Genomic DNA, 17,936 nt, shown 5'->3' on the forward strand with positions numbered 1-17,936 from the left:
ATGTGTAATTTATGATGTATCGTCCAGCTAAGGCTTACCTGTGTTTGTCGGCTTTAAAAAACAACCTGAAATCGGTTCAAGCTATGGCTCCTGATAGTAAAGTGTTAGCGGTTATCAAAGCCAATGGCTATGGTCATGGAATAGAACGGGTTGCCCATCAGCTAAGTGGTGCGGACGCCTTTGGAGTGGCTTCAATTGATGAGGCTATGTTGTTGCGTCAAAAGGGGTTTCTACATCGTATCCTTCTGTTAGAAGGTTTGTTTTCAGAAGCGGAAATTCCAGTTGTGATCCAGAACCGTCTTGACTTAGTCGTGCATTCCCAACACCAGTTGAATTGGCTATTGAATAGTAAGATTAGCAGTCAAATCAGTGTCTGGGTTAAGGTGGATACCGGTATGCATCGTCTAGGCTTTGAGCCAAAAGAGTTGCCATCGGTCATTTCAAGATTACAAAATTCCGCCAATGAATTTTGCATTCATATCATGTCGCACTTTTCTTCCGCTGACGAAAAATCAGCCAGTGCAGAACTGTTCACCCAACAGCAGATTGATACGTTTGAGGATTGTACGGCCGCTTTTACATTCAATAGAAGCCTAGCCAATTCAGCAGGAATCATGCGTTATCCACTGAGTCATTATGAGTGGGTTCGCCCAGGCATTACTCTATATGGCGCAGGGGATATACCTGGTTTTGAAAACCACGGTGAAGCAGTTATGCAGCTAGAGTCGGAAATCATCTCCATAAAGAACATTCCAGCAGGTGAGTCCGTAGGATATGCCAATACGTGGACCGCACAACGACCCAGTACCATTGGGGTAATCGCGATTGGTTATGGTGATGGCTATCCTCGTCACGCCCCTTCAGGAACACCCGTACTGATTAATGGTCAACGTGTGCCACTGGTTGGCAGGGTGTCGATGGATATGATTACCGTAGATTTGACCGATCTAGCCGTCCAGCCCCAAATAGGGGATTGTGCCGTGCTTTGGGGTAAAGAGTTATCCGTTGATGAGATTGCCCGTTTTTCCGGCACTATTGGCTATGAGTTGCTGTGCGGAATAACCAAGCGAGTACCGATGATAGAGGTTCAGTAATGCCTGATAAGTATCTGAAGATAGAATCTAACCAGCAACTGTTCAACGGTTTTTTTCAAGTTAACCTGCTTAAGTTCAGCCATAGTCTGTACCAAGGCGGTAGCAGTCCAATTGTCAATCGTGAGGTTTTCAAACGGGGTGAGGCTGTCGTGGTTCTACTGTATGACCTAGTACGACAACAGATTGTTTTAGTTGAGCAGTGCCGTGCTGGTGCGGTGGAAAAAGCGTTGCACAATCAAGATTTCAACCAGGCCTGGTTGCTTGAACCGGTCGCGGGCATGATTGACCAAGGTGAAACTAAAGAGCAGGCATGTGTTCGCGAGTGCCTAGAGGAAACCGGTATCGCTATTTCAGACATCGAATATATCAGTGAATTTTATCCTAGTCCTGGTGCTTGTGACGAGGTGCTGTATTTATTTGCCAGCAATATCGATAGCTCTTTGGTCGATACCCATGCTGGTCTGGCAAGTGAAGACGAGGATATTCGGGTGGTGCTGTTACCCTTTAGTGAGGCTAAACAACAATTGGCACAAGGTAAGTTTAATGTGGCAACCACCTATATCGCACTTCAATGGTTGATTTATCAAAAGTTACCAGGCCTGGCCACTTTATAAAACCGTATCTAGTTGTTTAAATCCCGTGATTTAATCAATGTAGCCCTAATTTAATGTCTTAAGAGAAAATTATGCTTTGTCTTTTTAGAAATACCAAACTTCACCCTCAACTCAATCGTTTGGTTGTGTTGATTAGTTTATTCGCTGTGGTCGCCTGGCTATATTTCACCTTTATCGAAAAGAGCTTGATGCAGAAATTATTTGAAGGGCAAGCGTTAATTGTCGACTTGGTTTTTGGTTTACCGTTGGTTCTCGCTTTGGCGGTAGTAGTGTATGCAACCGTTTTCTGGACACTGAAGCTTATTATCATCATTACCATGCCGAGCGCAATCATTCATATAGACCCTGAAGATACAAAAACGGCCTTGATGGAAGATGACCTTGCGGAGCTGGAAAATCAGCACGGCAAAGCGTATTGGCAACAGTCCGATGCGGAGTACCAACAAACCGGTCATGCTGAAAACAATGAAAATCAGATAGCCGCCAAACGCAACCAAGACACCAAATAGCCATGGGTTTAAGTTATTTATGAGAGTTTCTTGGAGTGCTTTCAAAGGTGAATCGAATCAATTAATCAAGCTTGCGTTACCCATCTTGCTCGCCCAACTCGCTTTAACCGGTTTAGGTGTGGTCGATACCATTATGTCCGGTCGTGTGGGCACCAATGATTTAGCCGCCGTAGGGTTGGGCACCAATATTATGCTACCGGTGTTTATGTTCGCGACCGGTGTGCTGTTGGCGATTACCCCTATCGTTTCCAAAGCGAAAGGCCAAAACAACTTGGCCAATATGCAACTCTATTTCTACCAGGGTTTATGGCTGGCTTTGCCTTTGGGGTTGCTTTCATTGGTCATTTTGATGAATTTAAATTGGTTGCTGGACTTACTCTCGTTAAACCCATCGGTTTACCAACTGACTGAAGAATATCTGTTTTATATCGCATTTGGCATGCCGGGAGTGGCGTTATATCAAGCCTTAAGGTTCTTTTGGGAAGGGTTAGGTAAAACCTTGCCAACGATGTGGATCAGTTTTTTTGCGTTGTTTTTGAATATTCCTTTGAATGCCATTTTCATCTATGGCTTTGGGCCTATCGACGCGATGGGAGCTGCAGGTTGTGGGGTGGCGAGTACCATTGTCATGTGGTCCATGCTTATTGTGGCGATGGTCTATATCATGAAAAGTTCATCTGTAAAACCCTACATTAAAAATGCCAAAAGCTTGGCTTTAGATTGGCACAACGGCGTTAAACCTATTTTGGCTTTGGGTTTACCGAATTCATTCGCGTTGTTGTTTGAAGTCAGTTTGTTCAGCTTTATCGCACTTTTTATTGCGCCTTTAGGCGCGACTGTTATTGCCGCACATCAAATTGCAATCAACTTCACCTCTTTGGCTTTTATGGTTCCTTTAAGTTTTGCGATGGCGCTTACCGTTAGAGTGGGTTATGGCTTTGGAGAATCCAAAAAGAATAAAGTTCAAACCACGTTATTTACCGGTTTTTTATGGGCACTAGTGATTGGTGTATTGCTGGCATTGGTTAGTTTCATTTTCAGAGTTGAGATTGTTGAGATTTACACGCTAGATAAACAGGTACTGGCACTGGCGACAATCCTGCTATTGTTTGCCGCCATGTATCAAGTGTTTGATGCCATACAAGTATGTGCAGCCGGCGCATTAAGAGGGTTTCACGATACCAAAGTCACGATGTGGGTCACATTGTTCAGTTATTGGGGGGTTGGCTTAGGTTTGGGTTATATCTTCACCTTTACCGATTGGTTTGTTCCAGCTTTAGGTGTGCAAGGATTTTGGTTGGGTATTGTGCTGGGACTCACTTTGGCGGCTATATTATTGTCAATACGTTTAAGGGTTGTTTATCGTGCCAATTTCAAATAATCAAAGCCATTTGCCCGACAAATCGATGGAGTGTGTTTGCGGCAGTCAAAAATCCTACGCTGAATGTTGTATGCCATTCCATCATGGCATAGCCAAACCCGAGACCGCTGAACAACTGATGCGCTCACGTTTTAGTGCCTTTGAATTGCTTTTGGAAGAATACTTGATGGATTCTTGGGATAAAGTGACCAGGCCTGGCCATATTGATTTTACCCCTGGATTGCATTGGACCAAATTAGTCATTAATGGTCGAAAGCAAGGGCGTAAAAAAGATCAACAAGGTTGGGTCACTTTTGTGGCTTATTATCAACTAGGTTCAGAGCAAGGCCATCTACACGAGAAAAGTTTTTTTACACGAAATGAACAAGGCGAGTGGCAATATGTCGATGGAGAAATTAAAAACTAATTGAAACATGGTACTTTAGTCTTTGAATTAGCCAGACAGGCTTGCTAACGATTTGAATTATTCATCTTTGTTTTTAAAAAACTTATAAAGTAACCACATTGAGATGCCGACAACCACTATGCTTACGGTTACAAGCCCAAAAGTAATTAACAGTGCGGAACCGATGCTTTCCATATCAGGCATATTTATAACTCCAAAGGTATGTTTCAGTATCTTTTTCTAGCAAAGCATTTTACAATAATTTTTAATTTCAGCTTAGGTAAATCACTTAAATATTATGTCGCTTACTATTTCAGAATTAGAATCAGAAAGAGCCAGAATCCTTGAAGAAATCGAATCTAAAGCTAGCAAGATTTCTCAAAACAACCCTTCACAAGAAAACTCCCTATCTTTAAATGATTGGTTAAATGCCGCAGAGGAAGTTATGCCAGAAAACCCAAAACTTAAGCAAAAGTCTAACTACAGCAACAAGTTACTATCCAGTCCTAATTCAAATAATAAGGCCTCGTTCTTTGGCGTTATTATTATGCTTTCTCTATTTTTAACCATTTTGGGTGTGATTTATATTGCTTATACCAGTATCCATAAGGAATTACAGGCTGCCATCATCGCAAAAGAAGAGAATATGGCGCAAATCAAACTACTGCAAAGCGATATGGAAAACTTGAGTGAGGTAGTGGCGTCTGGTGGAAAATCTGAATTATTTTCCCAGCTAGAGAATAAGGTAATTACCCTAGAGAACAAGGTTGCCGAACTTAACCAAATGCTATCCAGCCAAGATAAGGTGTCTACGGCGGCTCTTTCTGTTACAAATGCCGAGAGTCAAGATTCTGATTCTGCAACAGTGCCATCGGTAGTGACTGCAGTAAGCTCTAGCACGGAGAGAAACACCTTAGTGACAGAATCTATTTTGGACGAAAAATTAAAGAGTTATACCGATCAGTTAGAATCAAAAATCGATAAAAAATTGGAAGTGATTCTGAATCATTTAAGGCAGGGTGGCGATGCTAACTTATTGCCTAATTTAAAATCTGCTGAAGCAAATTCTAGCCAGGCTGATTCAACCGTGCAAGCATCGGAAATTGAAACACCTACGGTCAATACGGTTGAAACCCCGGTTGTTGAAGAGCCGCTTGTAAAGTTGGTTGCGCCTGTTAGCAAGCCTTTGGCTCCTAAAGCGCCCGATGCCCCTTTAATCAGTAGTTCTCAAGAAGTGAATTGGTTATTGGAACAGCCTAAAATGCATTATATTTTACAGTTGGCGAGTATGCCTGATGCGGATTCCCTTAAAAAGATTGCCGCTAAGAATCAGCTAAAAGATGCGAAGATTTTGCCGCAAACACGTAACAACGTTACTAACTACGTTCTGGTCACAGGTTCGTTTGCCAATAGAGATGCAGCAGATGCCTTGGCAAAAGAGATCAAGTCCAGTACCGGAATCACGCCATGGGTTCGTAAGGTTCGCGATTTATCCTCAAGAGTCCAATAAACGTAACGTCCAATATCTTATAGGGTCAAGCCTGTCTCTGGCCAGGCCCTTATTTACATCCTCTGAAGATTCACTCCAACCCAGAAAATACGCCATTCACTACATATGGGTACCTATATCAAAGCGAATTTAGGCGTTTAACCTTTTCAAGCCGGTAATACGTTTGCAAACTTGGGTCAACCCCGATTAACTGGAAGGTTGACCACAAACCTAACCCCTTGAAACGCTTGGTTTTGGTAGCTGTTAACATTCTCAGCGTAAACACTTCCTTTATGAAAGTCGGCAATCAACTTAACAATATACAAGCCTAGCCCGAGATGGGTTTGCTCATCCTGATTTAAAGTTCTAATCGAAGTCATTCCGTCAAACACTTGTTTTTCATAGCCGTCAGGAAGTAGGGGGCCTGAATTCATCACCGAAATCTGCACATTGTCACCTAAAAGCCTACAGTGAATGGTGATAGGGGTTTTATCATCTGAAAAGTCTGCAGCATTACTTAAGAGTTTGTCCATCAATTGCTCAATCATGAAACCATCACCACAGACTTGAATATCATCTGGAATATTGCAGTTATATTCCAAATTCCAATCGGTGTGTAAAGTTTCGGTGTTTTGCAAATAGTGTTTCAGCATTATCCCGATTGGAAAGTTTTCTGGCGCTTGGCTTTGCAGACTGTCTTCTATACTTGTGGCTTCTGAAAGTGAACTTATGATTTGCTTTAACTGAGCTAAAGCATGTTGTGCATAGCCCAGTTGAGGGTTATCGCTTTTTTGTTCCAATAACGACAGCGCCATTGAAAGACGGTTTAGGGGGTTATGGATTTCATGACGTAGGGTTTTTGGTAGCTGTTTTAAATAGCGTTCATAGGCACCCAACTGCTTTAACATTTCATAAATATGATGTCTTAAATCCGATAGCTCATCGTGATAGATTCGTGCGCTTCTATCAGGAAATGAGAGTTCGGTAATGCGTCCTTGACTATTGAAAGTGCGTTTTACATCATTGTCTAAGCGAATGATTCTATTGGATAAAGAGGCGGTATGGATTAATGCACCTATGATGACAATCAGAAAGATGAAGGCACCGATTCCAATCAGTCTGTAGAAGTAGTTTAAGTTATGACTGAACAATGTTTCCATACGCTGTTCTAAAACGATGGCACCAATAATCTTACCTTTGATAATCAACGGCGTGGATGACATGAGTGAAATAGGTTGTTTATTTTGATCCATACGGTATTGCTGATGTGTCTTACCTTGCAAAGCCGTGGTGATCAGATTGTGTTCCGGTGTCGCGCTTTGTGGGTAAGGGTAAGGCAAGGAGTAGGGCAGAAATGCAGCCAGTGTTTTAATCAGGATTTTGCCTGAAGTGGTAAATAGGTCGACCGGCTTCGGAACTTCTTGATTAGGCAGTTGTCCGACTACATAGGTCGTTTGGCGGCTTTCATTCACCACCCACAAAACAGAATTGGTCAAATTCAAATGTGCCAAACGAGTCGGCATGCCCGACTGTATTTGCAGTGCCCAAAGATCGGTTCTGTTCTCAAGGATCAACGCAAGGTTTTCTACGGTCTGCTCTTGAACAATCGCCTGATTATTCAACATGATACGGTGTAAATCTATCGCAAAACGATAAGCCAGAAAAGGTAGGATTGTTAATAATAACAATAAGATAAAGAAACGGGTTCTAATGGATAGCCTTAGGCCATTATGAGCAGTCAGCATCGGTTTGTATCCTAAAATGATTAGGGTTTATCTTGCCAACTATAACCACGTCCATATTCATTGTGAATTAAATTGAAGTCAGGGGTAATTTTCTTAAACGCATTACGAATTCTACAAATATGAGTATTGATTGTATTACGCTCAACCACACCTTGAGTAGAAGATTGCAACGCATCATAGGAAATAACGCTACTTTCTCCTGCAGTAGCAAACTGCTTTAACATTTCAAACTCTGTTGCCGTTAAGTCCAATGGCTTATTGTGCCAGTAAGCTTTAAATTGTTCTGGAGCAAGTTCAAGATTGGGGATTTTCGATTTTTCATCATTGGCGTTATTTGATTTAGGAGCGCCGGTAATACGAAGAAGGTTTTTAACCTTCACAATAAGTACATTTAAACTAATCGGTTTTGGAAGGTAATCGATTGCACCCAAAGCATGGCCGGTATAAATATCAAATTCTGATTGGCGTTCTGACAGGAAGATAATCGGGATAGGTTGGTTGTAACTCAGTAAGTGTTTCGCCAAATCAAAACCACCATCGACTTCAGAGCCTAAAATAATATCCGAAATGACTAAATCAGGTAAAGACTCCGCAAATGACTTTTCTGCATCCGCACGGTTAGTAAAAGGGGTGATGGTAAAGCCTTGCTGTTTAAGCGCTTCAACTAAACTATTGAGCTGTAGTTCATCATCTTCAATAACGGCGATTTTATAATCGGTATTTTGCATATCTTTATCCTGATTTAAGGTCTAAGCATAGTAAACGATATTATCGAATATATTGGAAGTCCAAAACTTGCATGTTCATAATGATTCCAGCATCTTGGATCGGCAATACAATCGCATCTTCACCCGAATCGTTATGGTGAGAGTGCCACCATCCCGGAGGGGTGATAAAAGCAGAACCTGGAGTCCACATCGCTTTGATTGGGTTAATGATTTCCCCGTTTTCGTCAACCTCTTTACCGATTAAAGTATAGGTATCAGGCCCCGCATTCACACAGAAGTCCAATGCGATGGAGTTATGGCGATGAGGTTTTTGAACCACACCTGCCGGCAATACATTATAAAGCGCCCACAAAGTATGGGTTAATGTCATGGTTTGCGGAAAATGCGGGTTCGACAGCAAGAAACCTGTGCGGTTGCGGCCTTCAGCTACTTTACGGACAGCTTCCAATTCACTGCATAAACGTTCTTTGGTATATAAAACAGGCTGAAAGCGTTCACTTGATGGTTTGACACCAAGATAGTTAAGAAGAGGGGCATCATTTACCCAATAGATAGCCGTATCTTCAGTTGCGGTATGTAAAGCATCCGGAACACCTGGTAAAGTAAATAAGTCACCCGCTTTCCATTCGATTGTGCCGTGCTTCATCTGCGTGCGTCCAGAACCACGGATTACATAGAACATCTGAGAAGTTACCGATGCATCGGTTTTAATGGTATCTCCAGCTGAAATCTTAATGTAACTGGCCATTAAGTTTGGCGAAGTTGCAAGGTAAGAGGTTTCCAACTGCTTTGAAAGATCAAATGGAATGATTCGTGTTTCGCCACCTTGGTGTAAAGCACTTGGGTAATCAATAACATCAATTTTAGGCATAGGCGGGTTTACCGCAGACATATACTCTTTAACTTCTGCCTGGTGTTCCCATTGCTGCTGTGCTGCTTCTTGAATTTGTTCTACATTTAGTCTATTCATGGTTTTTGTTCAACATCATTAAATTAATTATTGGGCTATTATAAAAGCACCTTAACCAAATTACTATTTTTCTAAGTAATCAATAAGCTAAGTGACCGCTAATTCTATACTGTGTACCAATATGAAAAAACCACTATTTTTATAACGTATATAGTGGTTTTAAGAGATATGGTCATTATTTGAAAGGGATTAAAACTTAAATTTATTCAGTTTTTTTCGCTCACTTGAGGATGGGATTTTCAGGGCTTCTCGGTATTTCGCAATCGTCCTGCGAGCAACCACAATGTCCTTATCCTCTAAAAGACTCATTAGCTTACTGTCACTTAATGGCTTTTTAGGGTCTTCTGCGTCTATCAACTCTTTGATATGAGCCTTGATTGCGATGGCAGATTGATCCGCACTTCCATATTGACTAACCCCTGTAGAAAAGAAGTACTTCAGTTCAAAAGTTCCACGAGGTGTCTGAATGTATTTTTGGTTAGTCGCTCGTGAGATGGTTGATTCATGTAAATCTAAATAGTCAGCGACTTCCCTTAAAACCAATGGTTGCATAGCATGTTCTCCTTCTTCAAAAAAGCGCTCTTGTTTTTCAACAATAAACTTGCCCACTCTCAAAAGTGTTTCACCACGGCTATGGATACTTTTAATCAAACCTTTTGCTTCCAGCAATTGTTCTTTAATCTGCTTAGATTGCTCGTCGTTTTTTAAGCTGCTCGCCAAGTCAATGTAAGCGGTATTGATAGACAGGCGAGGGAAGGCATTGCTGTTTAACTCAACCAGCCAACCATCTTTGACTCTACGCAATCTCAGGTCAGGCACAATCACTTCTGACTGTGTGCTGGAGTAGTCACGCCCAGGTCTTGGGTTTAAAGATTGAATCAGCCTAATTAACTGGGTTAGTTCGTCATCATCTAAGCCATATAGTTTCTTGATTCTTTTGGAATCGTGGAATGATAGCCAATCGAAATTCTCGGTAATTAACTGGATGGCCGTCATGACATAAGGTGTTTTAGGTTGGTTGGCTAATTGCAATAGCAAGCTTTCCTGGACGGTTCTCGCACCAACCCCCGTCGGTTCAAACTGCTGGATAACTTTGAGTACCGCTTCAACTTCAGGAACTGAAACGATTACATCAGGTTCATTGTTGGCAATTGAATCCTTTATATCTTCCAAAGAGCTGGATAAGTAACCCTCTTCATTGATGTCATCGATGATATATGAAGCGATGACCGATTCATTTTCATCCCAAGGATAAATATCGGACTGCCAATAAAGGTGGTCATGTAACGACTCTTCCGAAGCGGTATAGGTTTCCGCACTGGTATATTCTTCCGCGGATTGATTCGAAGCTGGGGTATGGTCTGTGTAGACTTCTTCCCAATCATAATCAATCTCTAAATCATCTTTAATCGTGTCGGATTGATTAATGTCTAAAGGGGTTTCACTATCCGTAGCGTTAGCTATTTCTGTCTTTTCATCGGAAGAGGGGTCATTAGCCGCTTCAAGATTATCCTTTTCATCGTCATCTTGATCAAACTCTTCATTAACTTCAAGCATGAAATTGGTTTCAAGAGTAGCTTCAATGGTTTGTTGAACTTCAAGTGCAGAGTACTGCAATATTTTAATCGACTGTTGTAATTGTGGGGTGAGCTTAAGCTGCTGTCCCATGTTAATTTGTAAGCCGGGCATCAGTGCCATATTGAAGAGAACTCCTGGGAAAATAGAATAGTAATAGTGAATATTATAGATATAATAATCAAAATAGTTATAAAACGTAAGCTAAAAACCATACTTAAAGCATGAAATTAATCGCTGATAACGGTATGATTGCTAAAATTTACGTAATTTTGTAAGAGCATGTTTATAAAAGAATGAGCCTGAATCCTTGGTGATTCACGGTTTATCAAAAAGTTTAGAGGATACACAATGTCAATAAAAGAAGACGCCCACGCGATAATTGATCAGTTGAATGATGATGCTAACTGGAATGACCTTGTTAAAGCGTTATACCTTAATAAAAAGATTACACTTGGTATGACTGATTTGGAAGTCGTGCAAGATACATTAAGTGAATCGGATGTTAACGGTATTATCGGGCGCTTACAATCAGCGAGCACTCAACCTGATGATATGCGTAATACCAGAACCTATAAGCCGGGTGATGCAGCAACACTGGGTATGGTTGCTGGTGTAGTGGCGATTTTATTTAGCTTTGTGTTTCCACCGATTGCATGGGTGGCGGCACCTATTGCGATTGTAGCCGGTGCGATTGGTCTTAAAAACAAGGAAGATAAGGCTTGGGTGCCTATTTTATTGGCACTGATTTCAATTGTTCCTATGATTAGCATTTTAGCGGATCACGTTGGTTTGAGTTAAGGGTAAGACCATTTGTTTACAATGACTGTATAAAACCATACAACTAAATCACGAAACAAATAAAAAATAAATGCCGAGAAAAGACAAGCGAATAAGTTTGTAATTTCTCGGTTTTTTTGTATCTAAAATTTACAACCAGTCGTATAAAAGCCGTGTCCTGAAAAATTCTGTTGGACTCGAAATCCATACACGCAAATATGAGTCTCTGATATGAGCTTCTGAAATTTAATAAAACCGTACAAGCCGTGAAAGGGTTTAAATCGTCCTTAATTGATTTACATATTATTTTCAAAGACTTATCAATAATGCGAAATCAAAGTCATTCAAATACGTTAATTCGAAGTTTTTTAATCATTATGTTTTGATTGTTTAAGTTCAAGTTTTGAGTAGAGCTAAAACACAGCAATGTAATAAAACGTTCTAAATCAATAATATAGTTGTAACTAGAGACTAAACCCCTCTTTTTAATTTCTTAATCATTGTTCGTATAATATATATTATGTTAAATTGAATAATGCATAAAAATACAATTAATTGATAAACTCCCCCTATTTTGTAGATTTCAGAATTAAATGGATTTTAAAGTAAAGATTTAGAAGATTTACAGATGTTGTGTCTAGCACCTATTGAATCAATATTCATTGACCAACAATAAACTAGCTATTTTGATTTCTGCATCTTATGGATAAATTCAAATACGATGCATTTTTTAAAATTGAGCTAAGCAATTTCGTACAAGAAATATAAATACCATTTTTGTTAATATGTATTTTATTAATCCTATATAGCTAAAATCCACTGACAGACCCAAATGCATTGAATTATTAAATGAACCATCGACTTGTTCGAATCAAAATAACCAGGCCTGGTCACTTTGATTCAACCGTGAAAATGTAGAGTTGTTCTACGGTTAGATGATTTCCAGTACATTTTCTGGTGGCCTTCCCATAATGGCTTTGTTGCCGACTCTAACAATGGGTCTTTCAATCAGTTTTGGATTTTCGACTAAAATAGCGAGCCATTCATCATCAGAACGCTTATCTTGTTTTGTTAAACCTAGTTCGGTAAACAAATCCTCTCCGGTTCTGACAATCTCTAAGGGCGTTACTTTCATCAACTCACACAACTCGGCTAGCTCTTGTTTATTTGGCGGATTTTCAAGGTAACGTATTTCATCCACTTGATAACCATTTTCATTGAGTATTTGTAAAGTATTACGGCTTTTAGAGCATCGAGGGTTATGATAAATAACAGCTGATTTCACCATGATCAGTCCTCAGATTGATTACTAGATTCCGTTTCCAAACGGGTGTTAAGCGCTGTTTCCACCGCTTCAATTCGCGATTTACAAAGCTGATAGGCTCTTGTAGCATCATCAACCATTGGGACAAGTTCATCAATATCGACCTCGCCACTATTGGCAAGTTTTTGGGCAATTTCTTGTAGTTTTTGATAATTTTCTTTAAAACTCTCTGCTGTTTGAGCCATGTTGTTTTATTCCTTTAGGTTCAATTTGTTACAAGCAATAGATTAGCCGAATTACAAGACCCGACTCCTCTAATGCGTTTTGATTTTCTGGTTTTTTTCGATTTTGGCTTCAATCATCCCATCGCTGAACTCAAGCTCGACGGTCTCTTGTTCAAGTGCCTGTTTCGCCGTCGTAATCGGTTTGCCATCGGCATCTTTGACAATGCTAAACCCCCTGTTTAACTGGGATTTTGGCCCGGAACTTAAAATAAACGCAATCCATTGAATTATCTGCTGTTTTTGAGTGCTCAAAGAACGTTTGGCCTCAAGATTAATTGTCTCTTTTAACCGCCCTACTTCTTTTTCAACCAAATTCACCTTACTCTTAACTTCAGCGTTAATGCTGTGGTAGATTGCATCGATATCCTGAGTGACTCTCGAAATTTTAGACTCGCTGAGACGGCTTATTTCATAATGAATCGGCTCTACTTTTTTTTGCCAGCGGTAGACACAACCTAAACTATTCTGAGTGATTTCATGGTTTAGCTTATTGATTTTATGGTGTAAATTCTGCACTAGAATTCGACTGGACTGTTCAATATGTGTCCAGTTTATTTGAGCATTTTTTGCTTGCTGAACGATTTGGGTTTTAATAAAACCAATCACCTTACTTGGTGTATCAAAGCGGCTATGGGCCACCTCATCCAATATGGTGTTATCGCGTTCATGACCGATACCCGAAAATACAGGAAGTTCTAATAAGCATAGGGTTTCTGCAATAGACTCGATATTAAGCATATTCAAATCCAGCTTTGCGCCTCCACCGCGAATGATCACTAACGCATCAAAGGGTTTGGTTTGATGAAGAGACTTGACCGCAGCAATCGCTTCCAGCATTTCACCCTCTACCGCATCCCCTTGAAAGCTACTGTAAAAATAAGTGAACTCACAGAGTTTAAATTTCTGTAATTGATCGGCGTCCGCTCTAAAGTCCCCCAATCCTGCAGCTTGAGGTGGAGCAATCACCGCTATCCTGAAATAGTCTGCCGGCAATTGGTGGCCTTTATTTTGTTGGTAGATACCCTTTTGCATCAGGTTTTTTCTGATTTGATTGAGTCGTTGCTCAAGCTCACCTAAAGTGTAGCTTGGATCTAAATCCTGGATAACCAGTGAGAAACCATATTGCTCATGAAAACTGACTTCTGCAAGCAGCAACACTTTTTGCCCAATCGCCAATTCAGAACCCGTTTCAAGGCTGAAACGCTCCAATAACCGTCCAGCCTGGCTTTGCCAGATCATCGCGCGACAGTTCGCAATGGCCTGACCGCTATCATTGGTTTCGGTTAACTCTAAATAGACATGTCCACGACGAGTATTGATATTGGCGATTTCAGCGACAACCCAAACCCCACCTCGAAAACCTTGTCTGAGAACCGTTTGAACTTTATTGAGGACAATAGAAAGTTTGGTTCCTTTCTGCTCTTCAGTGGCATTGGAAGGACTCGCAAAACCAGTTTGCTCAAAGTTCAATGACAGTGTTGAATTATCAATACTGTCGGCTGAAACATTGTGATCAAGCGGATTGGTACTTGGTAACCATTTTTTAAAGCCATCTAAACTATCATTTAACGCTTCTGGCACATACCAGCGTTTGCTGACCGCATCCCAGCGTGCACCCAGTGCCTTGGCTTGATCCTTCTCTCTAAAAGGGACTTCTAAAAATATCATGCACGATCTTCCATGCGCTGTATTTCTTGATTGACCATTTGATAGGCTTCCTCAACCACATTGACTCCAGCACAGGTTTTAAAGGCATTTTCCGACAGATGTCTACGCCAAATGCGCCCACCAGGTAAACCATGAAACAACCCTAACATGTGACGGGTAATCTGAATAAGTTTTCCACCATCCGTCAGATGCTGTTCTATATAAGGATACATTTTTTCAAGAACCTGCTCTCTAGTAATGATAGGAGCGTTTTTTGCATAATATAAACGGTCTACCTCAGCAAGCATATAGGGCTGTTCATAGGCTGCTCTACCAAGCATTACACCATCCACTGCAGAAAGGTCTTGGTAAGATGAGTAATGCGCCAAAGCATCCGAATGAGTTTTCAAACCGCCATTGATTGCGATATCCAATTCAGGGAACTCTTGCTTAAGTCTATGCACCCAGTCGTATTTCAACGGGGGGATTTCGCGATTTTCTTTTGGTGACAAACCTTGCAACCAGGCTTTACGAGCATGAACAATCAAGCCGTCCACACCCGCTTCAACCAGGCCTGCTACAAATTGATGTAAAATTTCAAACTCTTCTTGGTCATCAATCCCGATTCGGGTTTTCACGGTAACCGGAATATCAACCTTGGCTTTCATTGCCGAAACATTTTCAGCCACCAACTCGGGATGACCAAGTAGACAAGCGCCAATCATATTGTTTTGTACACGATCGCTTGGACAACCGACATTCAAATTGATTTCGGAATACCCCCACTCTTCACCTAAAGCGGCACAGGTTGCCAAATCCTTTGAATCGCTACCACCAAGCTGTAAAACCACTGGTGCCTCACAATCATTATGGCCTAAAAAACGCGGTAAATTGTCACCGTAGATAATCGCACCCGTAGTAACCATTTCACTATATAACCAGGCCTGCTCAGTTAACTGGCGATGAAAATAACGGCAATGCTTGTCAGTCCAATCCAACATGGGCGCAACGGAAAATCCAACCGCACTGTTGTTATGACTCAGGTTTTTCGATAGCGCTCGCTCTGGAATGATTGAATGTGTTTTGTCTGTCAAAATGAACTCAACTCAAATGAATTTGGTTTAAAAAAATTGAGAGTATTATCGCATTGCATAGCATGAGAAACCAGGCCATTTAGCCACACTTGTTTAGCAATAAAATCTTTTAGTGAAAATAGCGGTCTATAGGGTTAAAAACTCGTTAAAATAATTTCCTACAAAAATAACATAAGAATACTGGCACACCAATGAATCCTATCCAGACACTTTATGATGAAGTATTCAAAGATTTTACCTTAACAGAAGTTCAACATGACCGTTGCATGCAAGCTTGTGGAATGGCTCTTGAAGCGGATAACCTGCCTGAAAAAGGCCGAGTACGCGGTTACGCTGTCGCACAAATACTGGCCTCTCTCAAGCTGGATGAGGAGACCCTGATAGCTGCTTTAGTCAGCGATGCCAATCTTGAAGCCATCTATCCGATTGAGAACATCGTTGAGCAGTTTGGTAAAGCCACCGCTAAATTGGTTGAAGGGATACGAAAGCTTAATAAGTTTAAAGATTTTGATATCGAACGTAAGTCGGATGATGTACAGAATGAGCGCTTAAGACAAATGTTGCTCGCCATGACGTCTGATATCAGAATCATGATAATGAAACTGGCTTACCGTGTAGCACGTCTTAGAGACCTTAAACACGAGAGTGAAGAGGTGCGCCATCAGATTGCCGCCGAAACCGAGCTGATATTCTCACCGTTGGCGAATCGTTTGGGGATTGCCCAACTTAAATGGGAATTGGAAGACCTCTCTTTTCGCTACCTTCACCCGGAAGAATATAAGAACATCGCAAGTCAGTTACAGTCCAAACGTTCAGAACGTGAAAACTACATAAAGATTGTTCTGGATACGCTTGATGAAATGCTTAAGCAACATCATATCAATGCCAAAATCTCCGGCAGACCCAAGCATATTTACAGCATCTGGAAGAAGATGAAACGCAAAGTGCTGCCAATTGAAGAGCTGTATGATCTGCGTGCCGTGCGTATCTACGTTGACAATATTCAGATGTGTTATGAAACATTAGGGCTTATCCATAGTCGCTGGAACTATGTGCGCCATGAATTTGACGACTATATAGCCACTCCCAAAGAAAACGGCTACCAATCGATCCATACAGTCATTATCGGCCCGGAAGGAAAAACTGTTGAGATTCAGATTCGCACCCTTGAAATGCATCACAATGCAGAATACGGTGTCGCTGCTCACTGGCGTTATAAAGAAGGTGGAAAAAGCACCTTTGACGAGAACCTGGAGCGGAGCATTGCCAATGTAAGACAGTTGCTGGAAAACTCGGATGATCCCGATATTTTCAAAGAGATCAGCACCGAGCTCCAGAGTAAACATATTTACATCATGACTCCGCAAAATGAGATCATCACTCTCAGACAAGGGGCTACCCCGCTCGACTTTGCCTATCAAATCCATACCGAGTTAGGCCATCGTTGTCGAGGTGCCAAAGTCAATGGACGAATTCAACCGTTGAGTTATGTTTTGAATACCGGTGATAAGGTTGAGGTTTTAACCATCAAAAATGGTGAACCAAGTCGTAACTGGCTGAACCCTAACCTCGGCTACCTAACAAGCTCTAGTGCGAGAAACAAAGTTAGAAACTGGTTTAATAAACAGAATAAAGCCGAGAACATCACAACCGGTGAATCTTTATTTAACCGAGAAGTTAAGCGTTTACATGCGGAAACGGTCTCAAGCAAAAAAGTAGCGGAACGTTTCAAGCTGGAATCGGTTGAAACTCTATTTGAGGATATTGGTAAGGGACGAATCAATGAACGTCAACTTACCAATGCAATACAATCTGAGCTACGACCAGAAAGAACTCAAAACAGACAGCAGCGTATCTTCAGTTTCGAACAGTCGGCTGAAAAAATTGAGCAAGCTCGGGCTTATGTCATTGGTGCGGTACATTTGACCACCAATCTGGCGCCTTGTTGTGAGCCTAGACCGTATGACGATATTGTCGGCTTTGTTACCCGTGGGCGCGGGATTACCGTGCATAAGCATGATTGTCCCAATATCCTAAACTTATCGCATGATGATCAGCGTCGGATTATTGAGGTTTCTTGGGATAAAAACCAGGCTGAACAGCCATGCTTTACGGCGGATCTTCAGGTTATCGCTTTTGACCGTAAAGGCTTGTTAAGGGATGTTATGGCAACCCTGACGGATTTGGATATCAACTTGATTGCTTCGCAAACCAAAACCAATACCCAAGAAAACAGCGTTTTGATGAATCTGACCCTGGAGTTGGATTACTCAACCAACCTGGGTGACTTGTTGGATCATATTGAGATCATTCCAAACGTCGAATCGGTATCCATTAAAACGGACTGATTATTCTTCCGTAAAATTTATCACCAGGC

Annotated in this window: 16 protein-coding genes; 8 read left to right on the plus strand and 8 right to left on the minus strand. The window is 41.2% G+C overall.

Translation table 11 applies throughout. From position 1 onward, the window contains the following. The first annotated feature begins 11 nt into the window (after positions 1-11). The 6 genes from alr to L6421_RS05830 all read left to right on the plus strand — a co-directional run bounded on the left by alr (position 12) and on the right by L6421_RS05830 (position 5,493). A complete protein-coding gene (gene alr / locus L6421_RS05805) occupies positions 12-1,094 on the plus strand; it encodes an alanine racemase (RefSeq protein ID WP_237260429.1) in 1,083 nt (360 codons plus the stop codon). Continuing rightward, positions 1,052-1,708 (plus strand): NUDIX domain-containing protein, encoded by a 657-nt coding sequence (locus L6421_RS05810; RefSeq protein WP_237260430.1) that lies wholly within the window; start codon positions 1,052-1,054, stop codon positions 1,706-1,708. The genes alr and L6421_RS05810 overlap by 43 nt, the downstream gene beginning before the upstream one ends. A gap of 71 nt (positions 1,709-1,779) precedes the next feature. Further along, on the plus strand, positions 1,780-2,217 hold the full coding sequence (locus L6421_RS05815) for a hypothetical protein (protein WP_237260431.1): 438 nt from the start codon (positions 1,780-1,782) through the stop codon (positions 2,215-2,217). Between the two features lie 19 nt (positions 2,218-2,236). After that, the gene (locus tag L6421_RS05820; RefSeq protein WP_237260432.1) at positions 2,237-3,598 is read left to right on the plus strand and encodes an MATE family efflux transporter; all 1,362 of its coding nucleotides are present in this window, start codon (positions 2,237-2,239) and stop codon (positions 3,596-3,598) included. After that, positions 3,582-4,004, plus strand: coding sequence for a YchJ family protein (locus L6421_RS05825; RefSeq protein WP_237260433.1), 423 nt, complete (start codon positions 3,582-3,584; stop codon positions 4,002-4,004). Before L6421_RS05820 ends, L6421_RS05825 begins: the two co-directional genes overlap by 17 nt. Positions 4,005-4,281: 277 nt before the next feature. Next, complete coding sequence (locus L6421_RS05830; protein WP_237260434.1) at positions 4,282-5,493, plus strand: SPOR domain-containing protein; 1,212 nt, start codon at positions 4,282-4,284, stop codon at positions 5,491-5,493. Between the two features lie 176 nt (positions 5,494-5,669). Here L6421_RS05830 and L6421_RS05835 read toward each other — a convergent pair whose 3' ends face one another. From L6421_RS05835 to L6421_RS05850, 4 genes are all read right to left on the minus strand, one after another. Next, positions 5,670-7,217, minus strand: a complete 1,548-nt coding sequence (locus L6421_RS05835) for an ATP-binding protein (protein ID WP_237260436.1) — start codon at positions 7,215-7,217, stop codon at positions 5,670-5,672. Between the two features lie 20 nt (positions 7,218-7,237). Beyond that, positions 7,238-7,945: a response regulator transcription factor gene (locus L6421_RS05840; protein WP_237260438.1), complete on the minus strand. Its 708-nt coding sequence runs from the start codon at positions 7,943-7,945 to the stop codon at positions 7,238-7,240. Between the two features lie 40 nt (positions 7,946-7,985). Next, the gene (locus tag L6421_RS05845) at positions 7,986-8,915 is read right to left on the minus strand and encodes a cupin domain-containing protein (RefSeq protein ID WP_237260440.1); all 930 of its coding nucleotides are present in this window, start codon (positions 8,913-8,915) and stop codon (positions 7,986-7,988) included. A 189-nt stretch (positions 8,916-9,104) separates the two neighbouring features. Further along, on the minus strand, positions 9,105-10,613 hold the full coding sequence (locus L6421_RS05850; protein WP_237260442.1) for an RNA polymerase factor sigma-54: 1,509 nt from the start codon (positions 10,611-10,613) through the stop codon (positions 9,105-9,107). Between the two features lie 228 nt (positions 10,614-10,841). Here L6421_RS05850 and L6421_RS05855 point away from each other — a divergent pair, with 228 nt between their 5' ends. Next, entirely contained in the window at positions 10,842-11,291 is a 450-nt protein-coding gene (locus L6421_RS05855; RefSeq protein ID WP_237260444.1) for a hypothetical protein, read from the plus strand. 910 nt (positions 11,292-12,201) lie between these two features. Here L6421_RS05855 and arsC read toward each other — a convergent pair. From arsC to dusA, 4 genes are all read right to left on the minus strand, one after another. Continuing rightward, the gene (gene arsC / locus L6421_RS05860; protein WP_237260446.1) at positions 12,202-12,558 is read right to left on the minus strand and encodes an arsenate reductase (glutaredoxin); all 357 of its coding nucleotides are present in this window, start codon (positions 12,556-12,558) and stop codon (positions 12,202-12,204) included. A 2-nt stretch (positions 12,559-12,560) separates the two neighbouring features. Beyond that, a complete protein-coding gene (gene xseB / locus L6421_RS05865) occupies positions 12,561-12,779 on the minus strand; it encodes an exodeoxyribonuclease VII small subunit (protein WP_237260448.1) in 219 nt (72 codons plus the stop codon). A gap of 69 nt (positions 12,780-12,848) precedes the next feature. Next, on the minus strand, positions 12,849-14,486 hold the full coding sequence (gene xseA / locus L6421_RS05870; RefSeq protein WP_237260449.1) for an exodeoxyribonuclease VII large subunit: 1,638 nt from the start codon (positions 14,484-14,486) through the stop codon (positions 12,849-12,851). Beyond that, on the minus strand, positions 14,483-15,559 hold the full coding sequence (dusA, locus tag L6421_RS05875) for a tRNA dihydrouridine(20/20a) synthase DusA (protein WP_375540374.1): 1,077 nt from the start codon (positions 15,557-15,559) through the stop codon (positions 14,483-14,485). Before dusA ends, xseA begins: the two co-directional genes overlap by 4 nt. 191 nt (positions 15,560-15,750) lie before the next feature. Between dusA and L6421_RS05880 the strand changes: the two genes are divergently transcribed. Beyond that, the gene (locus L6421_RS05880) at positions 15,751-17,907 is read left to right on the plus strand and encodes a RelA/SpoT family protein (protein WP_237260451.1); all 2,157 of its coding nucleotides are present in this window, start codon (positions 15,751-15,753) and stop codon (positions 17,905-17,907) included. Positions 17,908-17,936 lie beyond the last annotated feature (29 nt).

Source organism: Thiomicrorhabdus immobilis, from assembly GCF_021654855.1.
Classification (GTDB): Bacteria; Pseudomonadota; Gammaproteobacteria; order Thiomicrospirales; family Thiomicrospiraceae; genus Thiomicrorhabdus; species Thiomicrorhabdus immobilis.

Bases quoted from the DNA above. Each gene is read 5' to 3' on its own strand.
- L6421_RS05850 (WP_237260442.1), bottom strand. From the start codon at position 10,613: ATGGCACTGATGCCCGGCTTACAAATTAACATGGGACAGCAGCTTAAG.
- xseB (WP_237260448.1), bottom strand. From the start codon at position 12,779: ATGGCTCAAACAGCAGAGAGTTTTAAAGAAAATTATCAAAAACTACAA.
- L6421_RS05855 (WP_237260444.1), top strand. From the start codon at position 10,842: ATGTCAATAAAAGAAGACGCCCACGCGATAATTGATCAGTTGAATGAT.
- L6421_RS05845 (WP_237260440.1), bottom strand. From the start codon at position 8,915: ATGAATAGACTAAATGTAGAACAAATTCAAGAAGCAGCACAGCAGCAA.
- arsC (WP_237260446.1), bottom strand. From the start codon at position 12,558: ATGGTGAAATCAGCTGTTATTTATCATAACCCTCGATGCTCTAAAAGC.
- L6421_RS05820 (WP_237260432.1), top strand. From the start codon at position 2,237: ATGAGAGTTTCTTGGAGTGCTTTCAAAGGTGAATCGAATCAATTAATC.
- L6421_RS05880 (WP_237260451.1), top strand. From the start codon at position 15,751: ATGAATCCTATCCAGACACTTTATGATGAAGTATTCAAAGATTTTACC.
- L6421_RS05815 (WP_237260431.1), top strand. From the start codon at position 1,780: ATGCTTTGTCTTTTTAGAAATACCAAACTTCACCCTCAACTCAATCGT.
- L6421_RS05835 (WP_237260436.1), bottom strand. From the start codon at position 7,217: ATGCTGACTGCTCATAATGGCCTAAGGCTATCCATTAGAACCCGTTTC.
- xseA (WP_237260449.1), bottom strand. From the start codon at position 14,486: ATGATATTTTTAGAAGTCCCTTTTAGAGAGAAGGATCAAGCCAAGGCA.
- L6421_RS05830 (WP_237260434.1), top strand. From the start codon at position 4,282: ATGTCGCTTACTATTTCAGAATTAGAATCAGAAAGAGCCAGAATCCTT.
- alr (WP_237260429.1), top strand. From the start codon at position 12: ATGATGTATCGTCCAGCTAAGGCTTACCTGTGTTTGTCGGCTTTAAAA.
- L6421_RS05840 (WP_237260438.1), bottom strand. From the start codon at position 7,945: ATGCAAAATACCGATTATAAAATCGCCGTTATTGAAGATGATGAACTA.